Source organism: Arthrobacter sp. T2-23 (assembly GCF_055398325.1).
Genome location: NZ_AP027917.1, coordinates 3,282,944 through 3,302,868 on the forward strand (window position 1 = coordinate 3,282,944; position 19,925 = coordinate 3,302,868).

Genomic DNA, 19,925 nt, shown 5'->3' on the forward strand with positions numbered 1-19,925 from the left:
CGCGGAAGGGAGGGGTCCTAGGTGACTGAGACACTCTTCGGCGGCCCAGTGCTGCCCCCGGCCTATCCCGAGCGGGCCGCCTGGGGGACCGCGCCCAAGCTCCGTGCCTGGCAGCAGGAAGCCCTGGACAGCTACTTCAGCACCCACCCCAAGGACTTCCTCGCGGTCGCCACCCCCGGCGCCGGTAAGACCACCTTCGCCCTCCGGGTGGCCTCGATGCTGATCGAGGCCGGGGTGGTGAACCGGGTGACCATCGTGGCCCCGACGGACCACCTGAAGCGCCAGTGGGCCGACGCCGCCGCCAAGGTCGGCATCGCCATCGATCCCAACTTTAAGAACGCGGACGGGGCGCACGGCCGCGGCTTCATCGGCGTCGCCGTCACGTACGCGCAGGTGGCCAGCAAGCCGATGCTGCACCGGGCCAAGACCGAGGCAGCGCGCACGCTGGTGATCCTCGACGAAATCCACCACGGCGGCGAGGCGCTGTCCTGGGGCGACGGGCTGCGCGAAGCCTTCGATCCCGCCACCCGGCGCCTCTCGCTGACCGGTACGCCGTTCCGCTCGGACACCTCGCCCATCCCGTTCGTCGAGTACGCCGAGGACCGCGACGGGATCCGCCGTTCCAAGGCCGACTACACCTACGGCTACGGAAAGGCCCTGCGCGACCACGTGGTCCGCCCGGTGATGTTTATGGCCTACTCCGGCCAGATGCGCTGGCGCACCAGTGCCGGCGACGAGATGGCCGCCTCCCTCGGTGAGGCCGCCGTGACCAAGGACATCGTGTCCCAGGCCTGGCGGACCGCGCTGAACCCGGCCGGCGAGTGGATCCCGGCCGTGCTGGCCGGCGCGGACAAGCGCCTCAGCGAGGTGCGGCGCACCGTGCCCGACGCCGGCGGCCTGGTCATTGCCACCGACCACGACGACGCGCGGGCCTACGCCGGCCAGTTGAAGAGGATCACCGGCGAGTCCCCCACGGTCATCCTCTCCGACGACGCGAAGGCCTCGTCCAAGATCGAGGAGTTCTCCGCCGGCGAGAAGCGCTGGATGGTCGCGGTCCGCATGGTGTCCGAAGGCGTGGACGTCCCGCGGCTTTCCGTCGGCGTCTACGCGACCTCCACGTCCACGCCGCTGTTCTTCGCCCAGGCCGTGGGCCGCTTCGTGCGTGCCCGCAAGCGCGGCGAGACGGCGTCGGTGTTCCTGCCCTCCGTGCCGCAGCTGATGGCGCTGGCGAACTCGATGGAGGCCGAACGCGACCACGCCCTGGACCGTCCGGAGAAGGAGGACTCCGACGGGCTGTTCAACCCGGAGGACTCGCTCATGGACGAGGCGAACCGCGAGGAAAAGGCCTCCGACACCCTGATGAAGGGCAAGTTCGAGGCGCTCGACTCGCAGGCCTCCTTCGACCGCGTCCTGTTCGACGGCGGCGAATTCGGCACCGGCGGCGAAGTGGGCTCCGAGGACGAGCTCGACTTCCTCGGTATCCCGGGCCTGCTCGACGCCGAACAGGTGGGCACCCTGCTGCGCCAGCGCCAGCACGAACAGCTCAACCGCAAGAACAAGCGCGCGCCGCAGGGAGCGGCCTCCGGGCCGGCGCCCGCAGTGCCGGACCACCGGATGCTGATGGACCTGCGTACCGAACTGGCCAAGAACGTCGCGGCCTGGTCCGCGCGCACGGGCACCCCGCACGGCGTCATCCACACCAAGCTCCGGACCGTGTGCGGCGGCCCGGCCGTGGCGCAGGCCAACGAGGAGCAGCTGCAGACGCGGCTGCGGAAGCTCCAGGACTGGTTCATCGGCCGGAAGTAGGGCCGGCGCAGAACGCAGGCATGAAAAAGGGACCGGGTGACCGGTCCCTATTTCGTGCGCTGGTACGGCCGCCGTTACTGGGCGGCGCCGCAGGCCTGGGAGAAGGTCTGGCCGGCCGAGGTGTACTTGGCCTTCAGATCCTCCAGCTTGGCCGAATCCGGGTCCTTCTTCGCGGACTCGTCGAGGTAGTCGACAATCGACTGCAGCGGGGCCTGGAGCTCTTCGGAGGCGTTCGCCTCGATGGGCCGGATCTGGTTCGCCAGCCGGGTCATGCCGAACTTGTCGGAGCTGGAGGTCGGCGAGGCGGTGATGGTCTTGATGCGCGCGCAGGTTTCCTCGCTCGTCATTTTCGGGGCCGAGCAGGCGGCAGCGCCGAGCAGGGTCCCGGCAGCGATCAGGACGGTCAGGATCTTCTTCATGGTGTACTCCGGGGCTTTACGGGTCAGACGTTTACTGGCAAGCATTCCGAGTCTACTGTGCGGGCGGACGCCGCGACGAGCTCAGGCGATGTCGACGCCGCCGAGTTCCATCTCGGCCAGGGCGTCGTCGAGGTCTTCCGCGATGCCCACGGTGAGCCCGCGCAGCACGGTGACGGAGTATCCGGCCTGGACGGCGTCAAGCGCGGTGGCCCTGACGCAGTGGTCGGTGGCGATTCCCACCACCACAACCTCCTCGACGTCGTGGCTCTGCAGCCAGTCGTCCAGGCCGATGGCATCCTCGCCGGCGGCGAAAGCCTCGGCGGCATCGGCGCCCCCGACGGGCAGCGAGCCGGGCGTGCGGTCGCCGGTGGGGACGGCGTCGTCCGGGGCGAGCAGGCCCTCGAAACCCGAGTAGGCCGCGGTGAACTGTCCCTTGCGGAAGTAGGCCTGGATGTATTCCGTGTCGAGGTCCGGGTGGAGCTCGGCCCCCCGGGTTCCGGCGACGCAGTGCCTGGGCCAGCTGTCGACGAAGTCCGGCTCGTCCGAGAAATGCGCGCCGGGCTCGATGTGCCAGTCCTGGGTGGCGACAATGTGGTCGAACTGCCCGTGGTGGGCGTCGACGTATTCGCTGATTTCGGCGGCCAGGGCGGCCCCGCCCTCGACCGGGAGCGTCCCGCCCTCACAGAAATCGTTCTGCACGTCAACAATGATCAAGGCGCGTGACATTCAGTCCTCCTCGTAGATGGTGGGGATGGCTGCTTCGCCGCGCTGGAGCCGGTTGACCACGGCCGGAAGCTCCCGCATGCTGTCCGCGTGGCGCTGCCGTGCCCGCACCACACCTTCGGGCCCGGTCCATCCTGGCAGCAGCTCGCCGTTCTTGATGAACTGCTGCAGCAGCGGCCGGTCGTTGCCGTCGTCGTTCGGGCGGTGCCCGATCCCGACGATCTCCTGGCTGGCAGTGCCGCGTTCGTTGAGCCTGCGAAGGGCGTACTTCCGGCCGCCCTTGCTGGTCTTGTTCTTCGCCGCCTTGGCCACCGCAACAAAGTCGCCGTTGTCGTCGGTGCGGCTGACCAGCTTGTAGACCATGCTGGCCGTCGGCGCGCCGGAGCCCGTCACCAGCGAAGTGCCGACGCCGTAGGAGTCCACCGGGGCGGACTGCAGCGCGGCAATGGCGAATTCGTCCAGGTCCGAGGTGACGATGATCCGGGTGTTCTCGTTGCCGAGTTCGTCGAGGAGCTGCCGGACCCACTGCGCCTGGGCGACGAGGTCGCCGGAGTCCAGGCGGACGGCGCCCAGCTTGGCGCCGGCCAGTTCGACGGCGGCGCGCACCGCCGCCTCGACGTCGTAGGTGTCCACGAGCAGCGCGGTGCCGGCGCCCATCGAGGCGATCTGCGCCTCGAACGCCTCGCGCTCGGTGTCGTGCAGCAGGGTGAAAGAGTGGGCCGCCGTGCCCACGGTCTTGATCCCGTAGCGGCGGCCGGCCTCGAGGTTGGAGGTGCTGTCGAAGCCCGCGATCACGGCGGCCCGGGCGGCAGCGACGGCGGATTCCTCCTGGGTCCGGCGGGAGCCCATCTCGACGCAGGGCCGGGTGCCGGCGGCGGTGATCATGCGGGAGGCCGCGGAGGCGATGGCGCTGTCGTGGTTGAGGATCGAGAGGATGTACGTCTCGAGGATGCACGCCTCGGCGAAAGTGGATTCGACGATCAGGATGGGGGAGTTGGGGAAGTACGCCTCGCCCTCCGCGTAGCCCCAGATGTCACCGGAGAAGGAGAAGTTCGCCAGGTACTCCAGGGTTTCTTCGTTGACCACCTTGGTGCGGCGCAGGAAGTCGAGCTCGGGCTCGCCGAAGCGGAAGTCGGCGATCCCTTCCAGCAGCCGGCCGGTTCCGGCCACGATGCCGTAGCGGCGTCCGTCCGGCAGTCGCCGGGCGAAGGCCTCGAACACCGACTTGCGGTGCGCGGCGCCGGAGTGCAGCGCGGCCTGCAGCATGGTCAGCTCGTAATGGTCGGTGTAGAGGGACGTGCGGGGATGGTCCCAGCCGGCGGAGGTACTCACAAATTCACTCTAGTCCCCACCGGCTCCCTCGTCTCGCTTCGCTTCGCCGCGGGGCCCTCGCCGGTGTGGGCCCACCCACCGGCTCCCTCGTCTCGCTTCGCTTCGCCGCGGGGCCCTCGCCGGTGTGGGCCCACCCACCGGCTCCCTCGTCTCGCTTCGCTTCGCCGCGGGGCCCTCGCCGGTGTGGGCCCACCCACCGGCTCCCTCGTCTCGCTTCGCTTCGCCGCGGGGCCCTCGCCGGTGTGGGCCCACCCACCGGCCCCCTCGTCTCGCTTCGCTTCGCCGCGGGGCCCTCGCCGGTGTGGGCCCACCCACCGGCCCCCTCGTCTCGCTTCGCTTCGCCGCGGGGCCCTCGCCGGTGTGGGCCCACCCACCGGCTCCCTCGTCTCGCTTCGCTTCGCCGCGGGGCCCTCGCCGGTGTGGGCCCACCCACCGGCTCCCTCGTCTCGCTTCGCTTCGCCGCGGGGCCCTCGCCGGCGTGGGCCCACCGCCCCATAGAATGGACAGATGACCCTTAGCGTTGCGCTCGGCCCTGACACCCAGGAGAGCACCCAGACCGGAACAGCGGCGTCCACCGACGTCCTGACCGCCCCGGACATCCCCTGGAACCTCGTGATCTGGAATGATCCAGTGAACCTGATGAGCTATGTGAGCTACGTCTTCCGCAGCTACTTCGGCTACTCCGAGGCGAAGGCCAACAAGCTCATGCTCGAGGTGCACAAGAAAGGCCGCTCCATCGTGGCGCACGGCAGCAAGGAGCAGGTGGAGCAGCACGCGGTCGCCATGCACGGCTACGGCCTCTGGGCCACCGTGGAGAAGGCAACCGGCGGCCACGGCCGCGGCACCGGATCAGGCAAGGGCAAGGGTAAGCGTGGCTAAGGCATTCAAGTACGGGCTCAAGGGCATCACAGGCTTCCTGGAGCCGGCCGAACGGGATCTGCTGCGCAGCCTCTTCGATGACGTCATTTCCATGCTGGAACCGGAGGAACGCCCCAACCAGGATCCCCTGGCCGCGCTCGTCGGGCTCGACAGCGAGGCCCGCGAACCGTCTGACCGGGCCCTGCGGCGCCTGCTGCCCAACGTGATGAAGGACGACGACGAGGCCTCCCTCGAGTTCCGCCGTTACACCGAGCGCTCGCTGCGCGAGAACAAGATCGGCGCGCTGAAGGCGGCGGCCCTCGGCCTGGACAAGGACGAGCTGGTGCTCACGCCCGCGGACGCCCGGCACTGGTCCACGGCGCTCAACGACGTCCGGCTGGTGCTCGCCGAACGCCTCGACATCCGGGACGACGCCGACGCCGAGCATGTCCACCGGATGCAGGACTGGTCCCAGGCGGAGGACGTCGAAAGCTACCTGGCCCTGGTGTACAACTTCACCACCTGGCTGCAGGAGTCTTTGGTCCAGGCGATGCTGGCCTCGCTCGAGGCCTAGCGGTCCGCTGAAGGCTAGGCGACGGTGGTGACGCCAGCGACTGGCACCGAGAGAATCTGGGGAAGCGCCTCGAAGGCCGGCTTCGCGAACCAATATCCCTGAAACAGGCGGATCCCCGCCCGCCTCAGGACCAGGAACTCTGCCTCAGTCTCGATGCCCTCTGCGAGCACCGTGATGTCGAGCTCCCTTCCGATGCCGACGATGCCGGCGATCACGGCCTGACGGGCCGGGCTCGTGTCGATTCCCCGGATGAGCTTCATATCGATCTTGATCAGGTCCGGCTGGAAGTCGACCAGGAGCCCCAGGCCCGCATGCCCGGCACCAAAGTCGTCGATGGCGGTGGTGAAGCCGTGCTTGCGGTACTCGGTGATGATGTTCGTGAGGTGGGCGGTGTCCGAAACCTCTTCGTTCTCGGTGAACTCGAACATGATTGACGACGTCGGAAAGCTGCAGCGCCTGGCTGCCAGCAGCGTCGCACGCAGGCACGCCGCCGGTTCGTAGACCGCATTCGGCATGAAATTGATGGAAAGAATCAAGTCCTCACCGGCGGGAAACAGCCGCGAGGCCAGCTCGATTGCCTTGACCCGGCAGTCCTGGTCGAAGCGGTACTTCTGCTCCGGGGCGACTCGTGAGAGGACGCTGAAGGCGCCCTCTCCCGCCGAGCCCCTGACCAGTGCCTCGTAGCCCCAGACGCGGCCGGCAGCTGCGTCGTAGATCGGCTGGAAAGCCATGCTGAAATCGAAGTCGAGTTTTGACGACGTCGTGCAGCCATCGCATGCCATTGTGCGGTCCCTTCCCCCTGGTTGCGCCCACCGTGGGGCACGACGGTCGCCGTCGACAACTCGACGGAGCCAAAAGCATATCGGCCGGTGCAGCGGCAGGCCGTCACCGACGAACACCGGCCCTCCGCGCGTCGCTCTGCCGGAGGAGCGCGGTGTGACCCATTAGACACGAGTTGCGCGACACAATGTGATGGCCGCACCTGTAGTGAAGCCCTATCCTCGAATAATCATGACTTCAGCATCGAGCACGGATCCGGCAGCGCCAGCTGCGGCGGAGACCGCAGCGGGCAGCACCGGAAATGCCGGGCTGGGGGAGCGCCCGATCGGCGTCTTCGACTCCGGCGTCGGCGGCCTCACGGTCGCACGGTCCATCATTGACCAGCTGCCCAACGAATCCATCCTGTATGTCGGCGACACCGCGCATGGGCCCTACGGTCCGCTGCCCATCGCCGAGGTCCGCGCCAACGCACTCGGCGTGATGGACGAGCTGGTGGATTCCGGCGTCAAGCTGCTCACCATCGCCTGCAACTCCGCGTCCGCCGCCGTGCTCCGCGACGCCCGGGAACGCTACACCGCCCGGTACGGCATTCCGGTCATTGAAGTGATCCAGCCGGCCGTCCGGCGCGCGGTTGCCGCCACCCGCAGCGGCAGGGTCGGCGTGATCGGCACCTCGGCCACGGTCGGCTCCCGCGCTTACGAGGACACCTTCGCGGCGGCGCCGGACCTGCACATCACCTCCGTGGCCTGCCCGGCCTTCGTGCCCTACGTGGAGGCGGGCATCACCACGGGCCCGGAGCTGCTCGCCGTCGCCCGCGAATACCTTGAGCCGCTGAAGGCCGCCGGGGTGGACACCGTGGTGCTCGGCTGCACCCACTACCCGCTGCTCACCGGAGTGATCTCCTACGTCATGGGCGAGGATGTCACGTTAGTGTCCAGTGCGGAGGAGACCGCCAAGGACGTTTACCGTGCGCTCGCCTCCCGCGGCCTGGAACGCACCGGGACCTCCGCTCCGGAGTACCACTTCATCGCCACCGGCGACGCCGCGCAGTTCGAGCACCTCGCCCGGCGTTTCCTCGGCCCGGAGGTTCTCAGCGTCCGCCACGTCGACCACGTCGCGGCGCAGTACCCCACCGGCAGCCTGGCCCGGATCACCCCGGAAATGCTGGCCGCCGCCCAGGCCGGCGCGAATCGGCCGCGCCTCTCCAACTTTGTCTCCCCCGATGTTGTCTCCGCCGACGGGGCGCCGCTGAACGGCCTCCGGGGGTCCGGCCTGTGAAGCTGACCATTGTGGGGTGTACCGGGTCCTTTCCCGGTCCCGGCTCGCCGGCGTCGTGCTATCTGCTGACCGCGCACGACGGCGAGCGGAGCTGGAAGATCGTGCTGGACCTTGGCAGCGGCGCCCTCGGCGCGATCCAGCGCTACACCGACCTTGAGGACATCGACGGGATTTTCCTCACCCACCTGCATCCGGACCACTGCATGGACCTGTGCGGACTGCACGTCGCGGTGCGCTGGAAGCCCGGCGGCTGGGGGCGCGGCAGGATCCCGGTCTGGGGGCCGGCCGCGACCGCGGACCGGATGGCCACCGCCTACGGCCTGGACCTGGATCCGGGCATGCACGAGGAATTCGACTTCAGTAACTGGTCCGAGCGCAAACCGGTCACCATGGGCCCGTTCACCGTTACCCCGTTCGCGGTGAACCACCCGGTCGAGGAGGCCTACGCCCTGCGGGTGGAGGTGACCGAGCCGGGCAAGGACGGCACCCCGCTCACCCGCGTGCTGAGCTACTCGGGGGACACCGACTCCTGCGGCGGCCTGGAGGACGCCGCCCGGGACGCCGACCTGTTCCTGTGCGAGGCGGCGTTCGAAGAGGGCCGCGACGACGGCATCAAGGACGTCCATCTGACCGGCAAGCGTGCCGCCGAGGCCGCAGTGGCTGCCGGGGCGCGCCGGCTGCTGCTGACCCACATCCCGGTGTGGACGTCCCCGACCACCGTGATGGCGGAAGCCAAGGAGGTCTTCGGCCAGCACGTGGCCGTTGCCGTGGCGGGCGTGCACTACACCGTCTGAACGTACACCGCCTGAAAAGCGGGCCCGGGGAGAAGCCCCGCGCCGAGTCGATATGCTGGAAGGCATGACTTCCGAAGCCCTCACTGCCCCCGTCATCCGTGCCGATGGCCGCACCCCCGACCAGCTCCGCCCGATCAGCATTACCCGCGGCTGGTCCAAGCAGGCCGAAGGCTCGGCGCTCATCGAGTTCGGCAACACCCGGGTACTCTGCACGGCGTCGCTGACCGAGGGGGTGCCGCGCTGGCTCAAGGGTGAGGGCCGGGGCTGGGTCACGGCCGAATACGCCATGCTGCCGCGGGCCACGAACACCCGCTCCGCCCGCGAGTCCGTCAAGGGCAAGATCGGCGGCCGCACCCACGAGATTTCCCGACTGATCGGCCGCTCGCTGCGCTCCATCATCGACACGAAGGCCCTCGGCGAGAACACGATCGTGCTGGACTGCGACGTCCTGCAGGCCGACGGCGGCACCCGCACCGCGGCGATCACCGGCGCCTACGTCGCCCTCGCCGAAGCGATCCGCTACGCCCGGGAGAACAAGCTGATCGCCCGCAACGCGCAGCCGCTGGTGGACACCATCGCAGCCGTCTCGGTGGGCATCATCGACGGCGTGCCGATGCTGGACCTGCCGTACGTGGAGGATGTCCGGGCCGAGACCGACATGAACGTCGTGGTCACCGGTTCGGGCAAGTTCGTCGAGGTCCAGGGCACCGCCGAGGGGGCCCCCTTCGACCGCGACGAGCTCAACAAACTGCTGGACCTGGCCCTGCTGGGCACGGAACAGCTCGCCGCGATCCAGCGCGAAACCCTGGCCGAGGCCCCATGAGCGGCGCTGCGTCCGCTCAGCCGGAGGCCCGCCCGGTGCTGGTACTCGCGACCCACAACCAGGGCAAGCTGCGGGAATTGCGGGAGCTGCTGCGCGGGCAGCTGCCCGGTCTCGACGTCGACACGCAGGTGGTGGACGCAGGCGCCGTTGGTGCCCCCGACGTCGCCGAAACCGGGGTGACGTTCGCGGAAAACTCGCTGCTCAAGGCCCGGGCCGTGGCAGAAGCCACCGGCCTGGTCGCGATCGCCGACGACTCCGGCCTGGCCGTGGACGTCCTGGGCGGCGCCCCCGGCATCTTCTCGGCGCGCTGGGCGGGACGGCACGGGGACGACGCCGCGAACCTGCGGCTGCTGCTGGACCAGCTTTCCGACGTGCCGGACGAATTCCGCGGCGCGGCGTTTGTCTGTGCCGCCGCGCTGGCCGTGCCCGAACAGGCCGGCGGGGTGGCACGTGAGGTGGTCGAGTACGGCCAGCTGGAAGGTACCTTGCTGCGGGAGCCGCGCGGCGCCGGCGGCTTCGGCTACGACCCGGTGCTCCAGCCCAGCGGCCTGGACCGCAGTTGCGCCGAGCTGAGTCCCGAGGAGAAGAACGCCATCAGCCACCGCGGCCACGCCTTCCGGGCGCTCCTTCCGGCGATCGTGGAGGCGCTGGCGGGAAAGTAGCCAGCGCCGTTCCTGAAGCTTAGGGCGTCTTGCGCTCCTCTTCGGGCTCGTGCTCCTCAAGGAACTCTTCCACGACATCGGTTCCGTACTTCTCTGCCTGGCGCCGGGCGATGAAACCGCGGACCAGCTCAATGCCGATCGGAATGACGGAGAGCAGGACGATCGCGATGAAGATGATGTCCAGGTTGTTGCGCACCCACGGCACGCTGTCGCCCAGCAGGTAGCCGAGCAGAGTGACGCCGCCGCCCCACAGCACGGCGCCGATCACGTTGTAGATGAAGAACTTGCGCTTGCTCATCTGGGCCACGCCGACAATCACCGGGACAAAGGTCCGGATGATGGGGACGAAGCGGGCCAGGATGAGTGCCTTGCCGCCGTGCTTCTCGAAGAACGCGTGGGCGCTTTCCACGTTCTCCCGCTTGAACAGCTTGGAGTCGGGCTTGTTGAAGATGGCAGGACCGGCCTTGGAACCGATCAGGTAGCCGGCCTGGTTGCCAATGATCGCGGACACGACAATCAGGGCGGCGAACGCCCAGATGTTGAACTTGATCGTGTCCGTCGCCACGAGCAGTCCGGCCGTGAACAGCATTGAATCGCCGGGCAGGAAGAAGCCGATCAGCAGGCCGGTCTCGGCGAAGATGATGCCGCAGACCAGCACGACAACCCATGGCGCCAGGGCCGGGTCCGCCAGGAAGACCTGGGGATTGAGCCAGTCGGGCAGGAACGAGGACAGGTGCGGTTGGACCGGTCCGGCGCCCGCAAGCGTGGTCACGGCGACGTCGTGCAGAGTATAAAGGTTCACCTATCTAGGGTACTTGACGGGCCAGGGCCGGTTCCGACGCTAAAGTTGGAGCGTGGGTTTGGACTTTACGGCGATCGACTTCGAGACCGCGAACGGCTTCCGCGGCTCGCCGTGCGCCGTCGGCCTGAGCAAGGTGCGCGGCGGCGTCGTCGTCGAGGAAGCCTCCTGGCTGATGCGCCCGCCTGCCAACCACGACGCCTTCGACCACCACAACGTCCGCATCCACGGGATCCGGCCCGAGCAGGTGGCCGGCCTGCCCCGATTCGGTGAGCTGTTCCCGGAGATCGGCGCTTTCATCGGCGACGACGTGCTGGCCGCCCACAACGCCGCCTTTGACCTGGGCGTGATCCGCTCCGGCCTGGAGGTGTCCGGATTGCCTGGTCCCGCCTACGACTACGTCTGCACCGTCATGCTCTCCCGGCGCTGCTACTCGCTGGTGTCCAACTCGCTGCCCTACGCCGCCGCCGAAGCCGGGGTTCCGCTGCTGAACCACCACGACGCTGCCGAGGACGCGCGCGCCTGCGCCGGCATCCTGATCGACATCGCCGCCCGCAACGGCGCCGCCAGCATTGCCGAGCTCTACCTCTCGCTGGGGCTGGCCGTGTCCCGGCAGCCGGCCTTCGACCCGCGCCGCGACCCGCTCTCCAAGGCCACCCAGTCGGCCCTCGAAGCGCTGGCAGCGGGCCAGGGCCCGGCTGCCGCGACCCGCCCGTTCCGGCCCGGCTGGCCGGAGGAGGGGGCCAACCCGGTGCCCAACGCTGCGGCCGAACCGGACCACCCGCTGTTCGGGCAGACCGTGGTGTTTACCGGGGAACTGGCGATTCCGAGACCCGAGGCGAAGCTGCGCTCGGCCGAACTGGGGGCACGGCCCGAAAGCCGCGTCACGGCCCGCACCACGGTCCTGGTGGTGGGGGACGGCTTTGTCGCGTCGGACCTGCGGTCGGGCCGGCTGACCGGCAAGGCGCGCCGGGTGCTTGAACTGCATGAGCGCGGCCAGCGGATCGAAGTCGTCTCCGAGGGGGAGTTCCTCCAGATGGTTGGCGGCCACGTGGCGGCGGCGAGCTGAGCCGGGGTCACACAGCGCAACAATCATTTCGTCCCGGCCCCGGCCGCTCCTAGCCTTGAATGATGAGCAAACTGATCTCGGCACAGGCCCGCCCGGGGGAAAACACCGTTGGGGAGACCATCTCCGAGGAGAACAGAACAGCACAGGCTCCCGCCGCTGACCCGCGGGGCGGCATCGACTGGGGCAAGGTGTTTGCCTTCCCCAACCCGGTGAACGAGTACTCTGCGCGGATCACCGCAGCCCTCGTGGTGCTGCTCTCCCTCGTGACGCTGCTGACCGGCTTCGGCTGGGGGCTGGCGGTCATCGCGGCCGGCTTCTGGCTGCGGGTGCTGTTCGGCCCCCGGATCTCGCCCTTCGGTGTGCTCTCGGTCAAGGTCCTGACGCCGTGGCTGGGCAAGAAGAGGCTGGTCCCCGGCCCGCCGAAGCGCTTCGCTCAGGGCATCGGCGCGGCCCTGTCCACGACGGCCGCCATCCTCCTCGCCGTGGGTTTGGCCCCGGCCGCTTGGATCCTGCTCGCGCTCCTGATCGTTGCCGCCTCGCTGGAGGCCTTTGCCGGCTTCTGCCTCGGCTGCGCGATTTTCGGGATGCTGCAGCGCCGCGGACTCATCCCCGAGGATGTCTGCGAAGCCTGCAACAACATTTCCCTTAGGCGCCCGTAACCGCCGCCAGCCGCTCGGCCATGCCGCGGATGACCTCCGGCGCCTCGAGCGCCGACAGCCAGTCCGCCGGCAGGCAGTCCTCGCCGTAGTAGGCGCCCAGGATGTTGCCCGCGATCGAGGCGGTGGAGTCGCTGTCCCCGCTGTGGTTCACAGCCACCGCGATCGCCGCCCGGAAATGGTCCTCCGGCCCGGCGGACGTCGACGTCGTCGTTGTGGGGGCGGTGGCCAGTACAGCGTAAAGCCCGACGGCGAGTGCCTCCTCGGCCACCCAGCCCTCACCGAGTTCGCGGACGAGCTCCTCGGCGCCCAGCAGGCCGCCGTCGCCGGCAGCGGCGAGCCGGACGGACGCCGCCAGCCGCTCCAGCAGCACCGGATCGGGTTCCTCGCCCCGTGGCAGCCGGCCCGCCTGCAGCCGGGAGAGCGCGAAGCCGGCCGCCTCGTCCAGGCTTCCGCCGTTGGCCAGGGAGTGGATCAGCAGGCTGAACACGCCGGCGCTCTGCCGTGCCGAAGGGTGCCCGTGGGTCAGCGACGCCGCGTCCGCACTGAGCTTGTAGACCGATTCCGCCTCGATGTGCGGGATCAGCCCGAACGGGGCCGACCGCATCACCGTGCCGCAGCCCTTGGAATCCGGGTTGACCGGGCGGTACACGGTTCCCATTTCCCCGGTGGCGAGGCCGCTGAGGCAGGCGTTGCCCGGCGCGCGGCGGTGCCGGAGCACCTCGTGGCCGTCGATCCAGCGCGGCGGCTGGAACGGCGCGGAATCGGGTATCGGCACGCCCTGGCTGCCGAGCCAGCGCAGGTAGGCGAGCCAGAGGCAGGCGTTCGTGTCCGCCGCCACGCCCGAGTTGGCCCACTCGAGCGCCTCCAGCAGGCCGTCCACGGTGTACAGCGTCATCTGGGTATCGTCGGAGAAGTGGCTGCCGGCGCCCAGCTCCGCGAAGTCGCGCAGCCCTTCGGGCCCGAACGTGGCGCGGATCGAATCGATTTTCTCGAATTCCACGGCGTAGCCCAGCGAATCGCCGAGTGCGCCGCCCAGCAGGCAGCCGTGGATGCGGGATGCGTGGGACGGCGCGGGGGCTGCCGCGGGGGTTGCGGCGTCGGTGCCGCCGGGCTCAGTGCTCATGCTTTCAAATTTACCCCGCAGCCCGGCCCGTGCGGGAACGCGGCGCCGGCTGGGGCGGGTAGGGTGCTGGTGGTGCCAGGTTCGTCATGGTGCCGCGGCCTCGGACAAAGGACGGACAAGGGAGAGTGATGCGCGAACCAGCGTGGCGGAAGACAGGCAGCACGCCCGACTACAGGTTTACGCTGGCCAACGAGCGGACCTTCCTGGCCTGGGTACGGACCTCGCTGGCCCTGATCGCCGGGGCCCTCGCCATCGACCAGCTGGCACCCAACATCGCACCCGGTCCCGTGCGCATCGTCATCTGCGTCGTGCTGGCGGTCCTCGGCGCCGGACTGGCAGCACTGGCCTACCACCGCTGGGGCCGGATGGAAGCCGCGATGCGCAACAACCGGGAGCTGCCCTACTCCGGGCTGATGCTGGTCATGACCGTCGGCGTGGCCATCGCCGCGCTCACCATCGCCATCCTGATCTTGATCGCACGGTGACCGCGCCGCCGCGGGACCCGGGGCTGCAGCCGGAACGCACCACGTTGGCCTGGGGCCGGACCCTGCTGGCCCTTGTCGTCGCGGATCTGTTCATCTGGCGCACCTGGGCGGTCTCCGGAGCGGGGGATCACGCCGCCGACCGCTTCGACTACCTGGGTCTCTGTGCCGCTGCGGCCCTCGGATCCACCGTGGTCCTCTTTGTCTGCGTCCGGGTGCGCTCGCGGCAGCTTCGCAGCTGCACCGCAGCGGTCCCGGCCGCGCTGATGTTCAGTGCAACTGCGGCTGTCCTGGCGCTGGCCGTGAGCACGGTGGCCGCGATCGCCCTCGGGACCTAGGGCACCGCGCGGCCCGGCGGGCCTCCAGCGAACATCCAGCCTCCGCTGGCAGACTCCAACCAGACTATGACCCCCAACCAAAGGATTTCAGGCAATGACCATGCCAGTGCCAGCCTCCGGGCACGGCGGCGCCAAGCCGTCCACCGACCTCGACGACCGGCAGCCCGGCCTCATCGCCCGGCTGTCCGCCGAGGCTCTCGGGACCCTGTTCGTCGTGGCCGTTGGCCTGGGCGTGCCGCTGTTCGCCGTGCCGCAGTACAACCCGCTGTCCGCGTCGCTGGCGGCGGGCTTGGCGCTTACCGCGGCCATGCTTGCCTTCGGCTACCTTTCAGGAGGCCACTACAACCCCGCCGTGACGCTGGGGAACCTGATCGCCGGGCGGATCCGTCCGGTCGAGGCCGCGGCCTACCTCGGCGCGCAGCTGGTGGGTGCCCTGCTTGGCGCGTTGACGCTGTTTGGCATCCTGCGCACCGTCCCGAAGCTCAACGGAACCCGCGCGGCATTCGACACGGTGGCAGCCGGCTTTGACGCGCGCTCGGTCATCCAGGCCCCGATGCCCGGCGTCCTGCTGGTCGAGGTACTCGGCGCCGCGCTGCTCGTGGCGGTGTATCTCGGCACCACCGCGGGACGCAATCCGGCGAGGGCCGCCGCGCCGTTCGCCGTCGGCCTGAGCATGGCCGTGCTGCTCCAGCTGGGACAGAGCATCGGGAACGCCCCGTTCAACCCGGCGCGCGCGACGGCGTCGGCCGTGTTCAGCAGCCCTGACGCCCTGGGCCAGCTCTGGCTCTTCTGGGTGGCGCCGCTGGTCGGTGCCGCCGCGGCCGGCCTGGTGTTCCGTGGCTTTGCCCACACCTCGGCGCCGCTGGCGGTCGTTACCGCGGACCCGGACGAACGAGACGGATTCGCCGACGCCGACGACCTCGGGGACAGCGAGGACCCGGCCGACCTGGAGGATCGTGGCGACACGGCGCCTGCCGCGCCCGCCCGCACCCTCGCTCCGGCGCCGGCCGACGAGGCCCGCGAGTTCTTCGACAAGCCCACCCCGTAGCGGCCGGCGCCGACGGCGCCGGCCCGGTGCGCAGAACTGTCGGTGGCAGCCGCTAGCGTAGTGGCATGCGGTTATTGCACACCTCGGACTGGCATTTGGGCCGGTCATTCCACGGCGTCGGGATGCTCGAGGCCCAGCGCGCCTTCGTCGACCAGCTCGTAGACGTGGTCCGCGAACAGTCGGTCGACGTCGTCCTCATCGCCGGAGATGTCTACGACCGCGCGCTGCCCGGGGTCGACGTCGTCGGCCTGCTGGATGACGCGCTGGTGCGGCTGAGCGGGGCCGGAGCCAAGGTGGTGCTGACCAGCGGAAACCACGACTCGGCCATCCGGCTCGGGTTCGCCTCCCGGCTGCTCGAACGCGGGGGAGTGCACCTGCGCACCCGGCTCGCCGAACTGGACACGCCGCTGCTGCTGCCGCTGTCGGATGACGCCGGCGCTGGGCCGGTGCTCGCCATTTACGGCATCCCCTGGCTGGAACCGCGGCTGGTCGCCGCGCAGCTGGGCGTCGAGACCGCCAGCCACTTCGAGGTCACCCGCGCCGCCACCGAACTGATCCGCGCCGATATCGCGGCCCGGGCCAAGACGCGGACGGTGCATTCCGTGGTGCTGGCACACACCTTCGCCAGCGGCGGGATCAGCTCGGACAGCGAACGGGACCTGAGCATCGGCGGAGTCGGTGCCGTGCCGCTGGATCTCTTCGACGGCTTCAGCTACACCGCCCTGGGACACCTGCACGGACGGCAGACGCTTTCGGCCGCCGTCCGCTATTCCGGCTCCCCGCTGGCCTACTCGTTCTCCGAAGCGAAGCACCGGAAGGGCGGCTGGCTGATCGACGTGGATGCCACCGGGGTTACTGACGTCACCGAGGTGCTCTGGGACGCGCCGCGCCAGCTCGCCGTGCTCCGGGGCACCCTCGAGGAGCTGCTGGCCGCCGAGGAGTTTGGCTGGGCCGAGGGCGCCTACTGCCAGATCACGCTGACCGATCCGCAGCGCCCGTCCCAGGCAATGGAACGCCTGCGGGCCCGTTTCCCCGACACGCTCGTGCTCGGCTTCGACCCGCAGGGCGCCGAGGCGTCGGCCAAGACCAGCTACAGCAGCAGGTTGGCCCAGGCCGGGGATGACCTCTCGATTTGCTGCGGTTTCCTGGAACACGTCCGGGGCCGCGCTGCCGATGAAGCCGAATCCGGTGTCCTGGCCGAAGCGCTCGAAGCCGTCCGACTGGAAGGGGTGTCCCGGTGAGGATCCACCGCCTGGAAATCTCCGCGTTCGGTCCGTTCCCCGGCACGGAGGTCATCGACTTTGACCGGCTTAGCGCGCACGGGCTCTTCCTGCTCAACGGCGCAACCGGAGCCGGGAAAACCAGCGTCCTGGACGCCATTTGCTTCGCCCTCTACGGCTCCGTGCCCGGTGCCCGCCAGGACGGCAAGCGGCTGCGCAGCGACCACGCCGATGCCGCCGCAGAGCCGCGCGTCACCTGCGAGTTTTCCGCCAAGGGCAGGCACTTCGAGGTTTCCCGGACGCCGGCCTGGAACAAGCCCAGCGCCCGGGGCAAAAACGGCTTCACCGAACAGAAGGCGAACACCCTGCTGCGCGAGCGGGTAGACGGCGAATGGCTGGAAAAGTCCGGCCGCAACGACGAGGCCGGCGCCGAGATCACTGCCCTGCTGGGCATGGACCGGGAGCAGTTCACCCGGGTGGTGATGCTGCCGCAGGGCGACTTCGCCGCCTTCCTGCGCTCGAAGGCCTCCGACCGGCTGGTGCTGCTCCAAAGCCTCTTCGGCACCCAGCGCTTCGAAGCGGTGGAACAGGAACTTGGGCGGCGGGCCGCGGAGGCCCGTGCGGAGGTGGAAAGCCTCAACAACCAGCTCATGCTGCTGCTGGCCCAGGCTGAGGCCGAAACAGCAGGACTCGGCCTCGAATTGGACGGTGCGCCGGCCCGGGAGGACGCCGACAGATTGCTGGCCTGGCTCGGGGACGCTGCGGCGGCGGCGGCGTCCGACCGGCAGGCCGCGGCGGCCGAGGCCGAGCGGCAGGGCCGCGAATTGTCCGCCCGGCTGGAGGGAACGGCCGCCCGCGCCGAGCGGCAGGCCAAACTCGCGGCGGCTGAACAGCGCCGCGCCGACGCCGAGGCGGCGGCCCCCGAGCTGCGGGACGCGGCAGAACGGCTGCAGCGGCACCGGAAGGCCGAAGTGCTCGGCGGTCAGTTGCAGGCCGTGGACAGCGCCGAGACCGCGGAGGAGCGCGCTGCCGCTGCCGCCGCCGGCGCGGCCACGGAACTGCGGGCCGCGGCCCTCACCGACCCGGAACTTGCCGCACTGCCGGCCGCCCCGCCGGATCTGCCACCGGCCGACGGCGGCCCGGCCGCCGCGCCGCTCTTTGCGAGCACGGTGCTGCGGGGCGAACTCGGCCGGCTGCGTTCGCTCCGGGCGGTCCTGGAGGAGCGGCTGCCGGACGAGGACCGGCTGGCCGCCCTGATGGCCCGTGGCACCGAACTGCAGCTCAGCCTCGACGGCCTGCACGAGGCACACCGCTCCGGCGCCGCGGCCCTGGCTGCCCTGCGCGCCGAGTCCGCGGCGCTCCTGGCGGCCCTGGCCCCGCTCGAGGAGTTGGCCGCGGAAGTCCAGCTGCGCACCAAGGAGGCCGCCGCCGCGGACGAACTGGTCGCCATGGTGGGCCGATACGCCCAGGCCGCGGAAAGCTGTGCCGGGATCGCCGAGCGGCACCGGCTGGCCCGGGACACTCATCAGGACCGACGGCAGCGCTGGCTGGACCTCCGGGAAGAGCGGCTCGCCAATGCCGCCGCGGAACTCGCGGCCCAGCTGCTCCCGGATGAACCGTGTCCGGTCTGCGGCAGCGCCGAGCACCCGGCTCCGGCTCCGGCCGCGGCCTCCGCCCTGGCCATCGCCGACGCCGAGAAGACCGCACAGGAGGCCGCCGATGCCGCCGAGGCAGTGCTGGCTGCGCTGGAGCGAGAGCTGGGCGAGGCGCAGCAGAACCTGGCCGTCCTGGCCGCGCAGGGCGGCGACACGGCGCCGGATGTTGCCCGGAGCGACGCCGCCCTTGCGAAGGAGCGGGCTGCCGAAGCGACCCATGCCGCAGAGGAACTCGCTGCCAACCGGGCGCGGCGCGGCGAGCTGGAGGCAGAGATTGCGGCCGCGGAACAAGGCCAAATGGCGGCCGCCGCCGGGATCGCCCAGACCGAATCCACCCTCAGCGCGGTCCGGGGGCAGGCTGACGAACTCGAGGCCGCCCTGGCGGGGCTGCGTTCCGGGCACCCGAGCCTCGGGACGCGCCTGAACGCGGTCCGCGGAACGACAGCACTGCTCGAACGCGCCGATGCCGCTGCCGGCAGCCTCGAACAGGCCCGGGCACGGATTGCGGAGGCCCGCGCCCAGCTGGACCAGGCACTCCCCGCCGCCGGCTTCGAGTCGGCCGCCGCAGCCCGCTCGGTGCTGCTGCCGGCCCACGACGCCGCCGGCCTGGAAGCCGCCGTCCGTGCCGGGCAGGACGAGGCCGCCCGGCTCGAGGAACTCTTTGCCGGCGAGGAACTCGCCCTGGCCGCCCGGGAGCTGGCGACTGACGGCGCCGTGGACCTGGCCGTGCTCGCCCAGCTCCGGGAGGACGCCGCCGCGGCCGACCGCGCCACCCGGGAGTCCGTGCTGGCCGCGGGGCTGGCCGGGAACTCGGTGCGGGCCCTTGGCCGGATCTCCGCCAACTACGCGGAACAGGCAGCAGCCGGCCGGGAGCCGCGGGAACGTGCGGCGCTGTGGAGCGCCGTCGCCGAGGCCGCCCGCGGCGGCGGCGACAACACGTACCGCATGAGCCTGAACAGCTACGTGCTCGCGGCCCGGCTGGAGCAGGTGGCGGCCGCGGCCTCGGAGCGGCTGATCGGCATGAGCGACGGCCGGTACACCCTGCAGCACACCGACGCGCGGGCGGCCCGGGGGCAGAAATCCGGGCTCGGACTGGAAGTCGTGGACCAGTGGACCGGCCAGCGCCGGGACACGGCCACGCTCTCCGGCGGGGAGTCCTTTATGGCCTCCCTGGCCCTGGCCCTCGGCCTCGCGGACGTGGTGCAGATGGAATCCGGCGGGGTGGACATTGAGACGCTTTTCGTGGACGAGGGGTTCGGCAGTCTCGACGAGCAGTCGCTCGAGCAGGTCATGGATGCGCTTGAGGGACTCCGCGACGGCGGCCGGGTGGTGGGCCTGGTGAGCCACGTGGCGGAAATGAAGCAGCGGATCACCACCCAGCTGCAGGTGGTCAAGGGCCGCAACGGTTCGACGCTGCATATCTCGGACGATGCCCCGGCCTGAGGCCAGGCTGCTCGGGTATAATTTGATCGTTACCGGGTCG

General features: G+C 70.2%; 20 protein-coding genes. 14 read left to right on the top strand and 6 right to left on the bottom strand.

Features of this window, described 5'->3' with window-relative positions; all coding sequences use genetic code 11:
• Positions 1-21: 21 nt before the first annotated feature.
• Positions 22-1,806 (top strand): DEAD/DEAH box helicase, encoded by a 1,785-nt coding sequence (locus ACZ5Z0_RS15320; RefSeq protein WP_464109159.1) that lies wholly within the window; start codon positions 22-24, stop codon positions 1,804-1,806.
• Between the two features lie 74 nt (positions 1,807-1,880).
• Here the strand turns inward: ACZ5Z0_RS15320 and ACZ5Z0_RS15325 are convergent, their stop codons facing one another.
• From ACZ5Z0_RS15325 to ACZ5Z0_RS15335, 3 genes are read right to left on the bottom strand one after another with little or no spacing between them, the layout of a single operon-like run.
• Positions 1,881-2,270 carry a hypothetical protein gene (locus ACZ5Z0_RS15325; protein WP_464109160.1) on the bottom strand — a complete coding sequence of 130 codons (390 nt, stop codon included), beginning with the start codon at positions 2,268-2,270 and terminating at the stop codon, positions 1,881-1,883.
• A gap of 36 nt (positions 2,271-2,306) precedes the next feature.
• On the bottom strand, positions 2,307-2,951 hold the full coding sequence (locus ACZ5Z0_RS15330) for an isochorismatase family protein (protein WP_464109161.1): 645 nt from the start codon (positions 2,949-2,951) through the stop codon (positions 2,307-2,309).
• Complete coding sequence (locus ACZ5Z0_RS15335) at positions 2,952-4,280, bottom strand: nicotinate phosphoribosyltransferase (RefSeq protein WP_464109162.1); 1,329 nt, start codon at positions 4,278-4,280, stop codon at positions 2,952-2,954. It abuts the gene before it with no gap.
• 507 nt (positions 4,281-4,787) lie between these two features.
• Between ACZ5Z0_RS15335 and clpS the strand changes: the two genes are divergently transcribed.
• Together clpS and ACZ5Z0_RS15345 are read left to right on the top strand one after the other, a co-directional pair.
• Positions 4,788-5,159 carry an ATP-dependent Clp protease adapter ClpS gene (gene clpS, locus ACZ5Z0_RS15340; RefSeq protein WP_464109163.1) on the top strand — a complete coding sequence of 124 codons (372 nt, stop codon included), beginning with the start codon at positions 4,788-4,790 and terminating at the stop codon, positions 5,157-5,159.
• On the top strand, positions 5,152-5,712 hold the full coding sequence (locus ACZ5Z0_RS15345; protein WP_464109164.1) for a DUF2017 domain-containing protein: 561 nt from the start codon (positions 5,152-5,154) through the stop codon (positions 5,710-5,712). Before clpS ends, ACZ5Z0_RS15345 begins: the two co-directional genes overlap by 8 nt.
• Positions 5,713-5,726: 14 nt before the next feature.
• On the opposite strand, the gene ACZ5Z0_RS15350 is transcribed toward ACZ5Z0_RS15345, so the two are convergent.
• Positions 5,727-6,443, bottom strand: a complete 717-nt coding sequence (locus ACZ5Z0_RS15350; RefSeq protein WP_464109165.1) for an EAL domain-containing protein — start codon at positions 6,441-6,443, stop codon at positions 5,727-5,729.
• Between the two features lie 280 nt (positions 6,444-6,723).
• On the opposite strand from ACZ5Z0_RS15350, the gene murI reads away from it, so the two are divergent.
• From murI to rdgB, 4 genes are all read left to right on the top strand, one after another.
• Positions 6,724-7,770, top strand: coding sequence for a glutamate racemase (murI, locus tag ACZ5Z0_RS15355; RefSeq protein WP_464109166.1), 1,047 nt, complete (start codon positions 6,724-6,726; stop codon positions 7,768-7,770).
• Positions 7,767-8,564, top strand: a complete 798-nt coding sequence (locus ACZ5Z0_RS15360) for an MBL fold metallo-hydrolase (protein ID WP_138768924.1) — start codon at positions 7,767-7,769, stop codon at positions 8,562-8,564. Before murI ends, ACZ5Z0_RS15360 begins: the two co-directional genes overlap by 4 nt.
• A gap of 64 nt (positions 8,565-8,628) precedes the next feature.
• A complete protein-coding gene (gene rph / locus ACZ5Z0_RS15365) occupies positions 8,629-9,387 on the top strand; it encodes a ribonuclease PH (protein WP_138768925.1) in 759 nt (252 codons plus the stop codon).
• Positions 9,384-10,049, top strand: coding sequence for an RdgB/HAM1 family non-canonical purine NTP pyrophosphatase (gene rdgB, locus ACZ5Z0_RS15370; RefSeq protein ID WP_464109167.1), 666 nt, complete (start codon positions 9,384-9,386; stop codon positions 10,047-10,049). Before rph ends, rdgB begins: the two co-directional genes overlap by 4 nt.
• 19 nt (positions 10,050-10,068) lie before the next feature.
• On the opposite strand, the gene ACZ5Z0_RS15375 is transcribed toward rdgB, so the two are convergent.
• Positions 10,069-10,836 carry a VTT domain-containing protein gene (locus tag ACZ5Z0_RS15375; RefSeq protein WP_464110801.1) on the bottom strand — a complete coding sequence of 256 codons (768 nt, stop codon included), beginning with the start codon at positions 10,834-10,836 and terminating at the stop codon, positions 10,069-10,071.
• 67 nt (positions 10,837-10,903) lie between these two features.
• Between ACZ5Z0_RS15375 and ACZ5Z0_RS15380 the strand changes: the two genes are divergently transcribed.
• Both ACZ5Z0_RS15380 and ACZ5Z0_RS15385 read left to right on the top strand, forming a co-directional pair.
• Positions 10,904-11,917: a 3'-5' exonuclease gene (locus ACZ5Z0_RS15380; protein WP_464109168.1), complete on the top strand. Its 1,014-nt coding sequence runs from the start codon at positions 10,904-10,906 to the stop codon at positions 11,915-11,917.
• 62 nt (positions 11,918-11,979) lie between these two features.
• Positions 11,980-12,576 carry a DUF4395 domain-containing protein gene (locus ACZ5Z0_RS15385; protein WP_464109169.1) on the top strand — a complete coding sequence of 199 codons (597 nt, stop codon included), beginning with the start codon at positions 11,980-11,982 and terminating at the stop codon, positions 12,574-12,576.
• On the opposite strand, the gene ACZ5Z0_RS15390 is transcribed toward ACZ5Z0_RS15385, so the two are convergent.
• Positions 12,563-13,699 carry an ADP-ribosylglycohydrolase family protein gene (locus ACZ5Z0_RS15390; RefSeq protein WP_464109170.1) on the bottom strand — a complete coding sequence of 379 codons (1,137 nt, stop codon included), beginning with the start codon at positions 13,697-13,699 and terminating at the stop codon, positions 12,563-12,565. The two genes, ACZ5Z0_RS15385 and ACZ5Z0_RS15390, sit on opposite strands and share 14 nt — an antisense overlap.
• Before the next feature lie 128 nt (positions 13,700-13,827).
• Between ACZ5Z0_RS15390 and ACZ5Z0_RS15395 the strand changes: the two genes are divergently transcribed.
• The 5 genes from ACZ5Z0_RS15395 (at position 13,828) to ACZ5Z0_RS15415 (ending at position 19,885) form a co-directional block, all read left to right on the top strand.
• The gene (locus ACZ5Z0_RS15395) at positions 13,828-14,184 is read left to right on the top strand and encodes a YidH family protein (RefSeq protein ID WP_138768929.1); all 357 of its coding nucleotides are present in this window, start codon (positions 13,828-13,830) and stop codon (positions 14,182-14,184) included.
• The gene (locus tag ACZ5Z0_RS15400; RefSeq protein WP_464109171.1) at positions 14,181-14,519 is read left to right on the top strand and encodes a DUF202 domain-containing protein; all 339 of its coding nucleotides are present in this window, start codon (positions 14,181-14,183) and stop codon (positions 14,517-14,519) included. The genes ACZ5Z0_RS15395 and ACZ5Z0_RS15400 overlap by 4 nt, the downstream gene beginning before the upstream one ends.
• A 94-nt stretch (positions 14,520-14,613) precedes the next feature.
• Positions 14,614-15,567 (top strand): MIP/aquaporin family protein, encoded by a 954-nt coding sequence (locus ACZ5Z0_RS15405; RefSeq protein WP_464109172.1) that lies wholly within the window; start codon positions 14,614-14,616, stop codon positions 15,565-15,567.
• Positions 15,568-15,632: 65 nt separating this feature from the next.
• Positions 15,633-16,808, top strand: a complete 1,176-nt coding sequence (locus ACZ5Z0_RS15410; protein ID WP_464109173.1) for an exonuclease SbcCD subunit D — start codon at positions 15,633-15,635, stop codon at positions 16,806-16,808.
• On the top strand, positions 16,805-19,885 hold the full coding sequence (locus ACZ5Z0_RS15415) for an AAA family ATPase (protein ID WP_464109174.1): 3,081 nt from the start codon (positions 16,805-16,807) through the stop codon (positions 19,883-19,885). Before ACZ5Z0_RS15410 ends, ACZ5Z0_RS15415 begins: the two co-directional genes overlap by 4 nt.
• Positions 19,886-19,925 lie beyond the last annotated feature (40 nt).

Coding starts and splice junctions, on each gene's coding strand:
- murI (WP_464109166.1), top strand. CDS start 6,724: ATGACTTCAGCATCGAGCACGGATCCGGCAGCGCCAGCTGCGGCGGAG.
- ACZ5Z0_RS15385 (WP_464109169.1), top strand. CDS start 11,980: ATGAGCAAACTGATCTCGGCACAGGCCCGCCCGGGGGAAAACACCGTT.
- ACZ5Z0_RS15395 (WP_138768929.1), top strand. CDS start 13,828: ATGCGCGAACCAGCGTGGCGGAAGACAGGCAGCACGCCCGACTACAGG.
- clpS (WP_464109163.1), top strand. CDS start 4,788: ATGACCCTTAGCGTTGCGCTCGGCCCTGACACCCAGGAGAGCACCCAG.
- ACZ5Z0_RS15325 (WP_464109160.1), bottom strand. CDS start 2,270: ATGCTTGCCAGTAAACGTCTGACCCGTAAAGCCCCGGAGTACACCATG.
- ACZ5Z0_RS15350 (WP_464109165.1), bottom strand. CDS start 6,443: ATGGCTTTCCAGCCGATCTACGACGCAGCTGCCGGCCGCGTCTGGGGC.
- ACZ5Z0_RS15410 (WP_464109173.1), top strand. CDS start 15,633: ATGCGGTTATTGCACACCTCGGACTGGCATTTGGGCCGGTCATTCCAC.
- ACZ5Z0_RS15405 (WP_464109172.1), top strand. CDS start 14,614: ATGACCATGCCAGTGCCAGCCTCCGGGCACGGCGGCGCCAAGCCGTCC.
- rdgB (WP_464109167.1), top strand. CDS start 9,384: ATGAGCGGCGCTGCGTCCGCTCAGCCGGAGGCCCGCCCGGTGCTGGTA.
- ACZ5Z0_RS15390 (WP_464109170.1), bottom strand. CDS start 13,699: ATGAGCACTGAGCCCGGCGGCACCGACGCCGCAACCCCCGCGGCAGCC.
- rph (WP_138768925.1), top strand. CDS start 8,629: ATGACTTCCGAAGCCCTCACTGCCCCCGTCATCCGTGCCGATGGCCGC.
- ACZ5Z0_RS15330 (WP_464109161.1), bottom strand. CDS start 2,951: ATGTCACGCGCCTTGATCATTGTTGACGTGCAGAACGATTTCTGTGAG.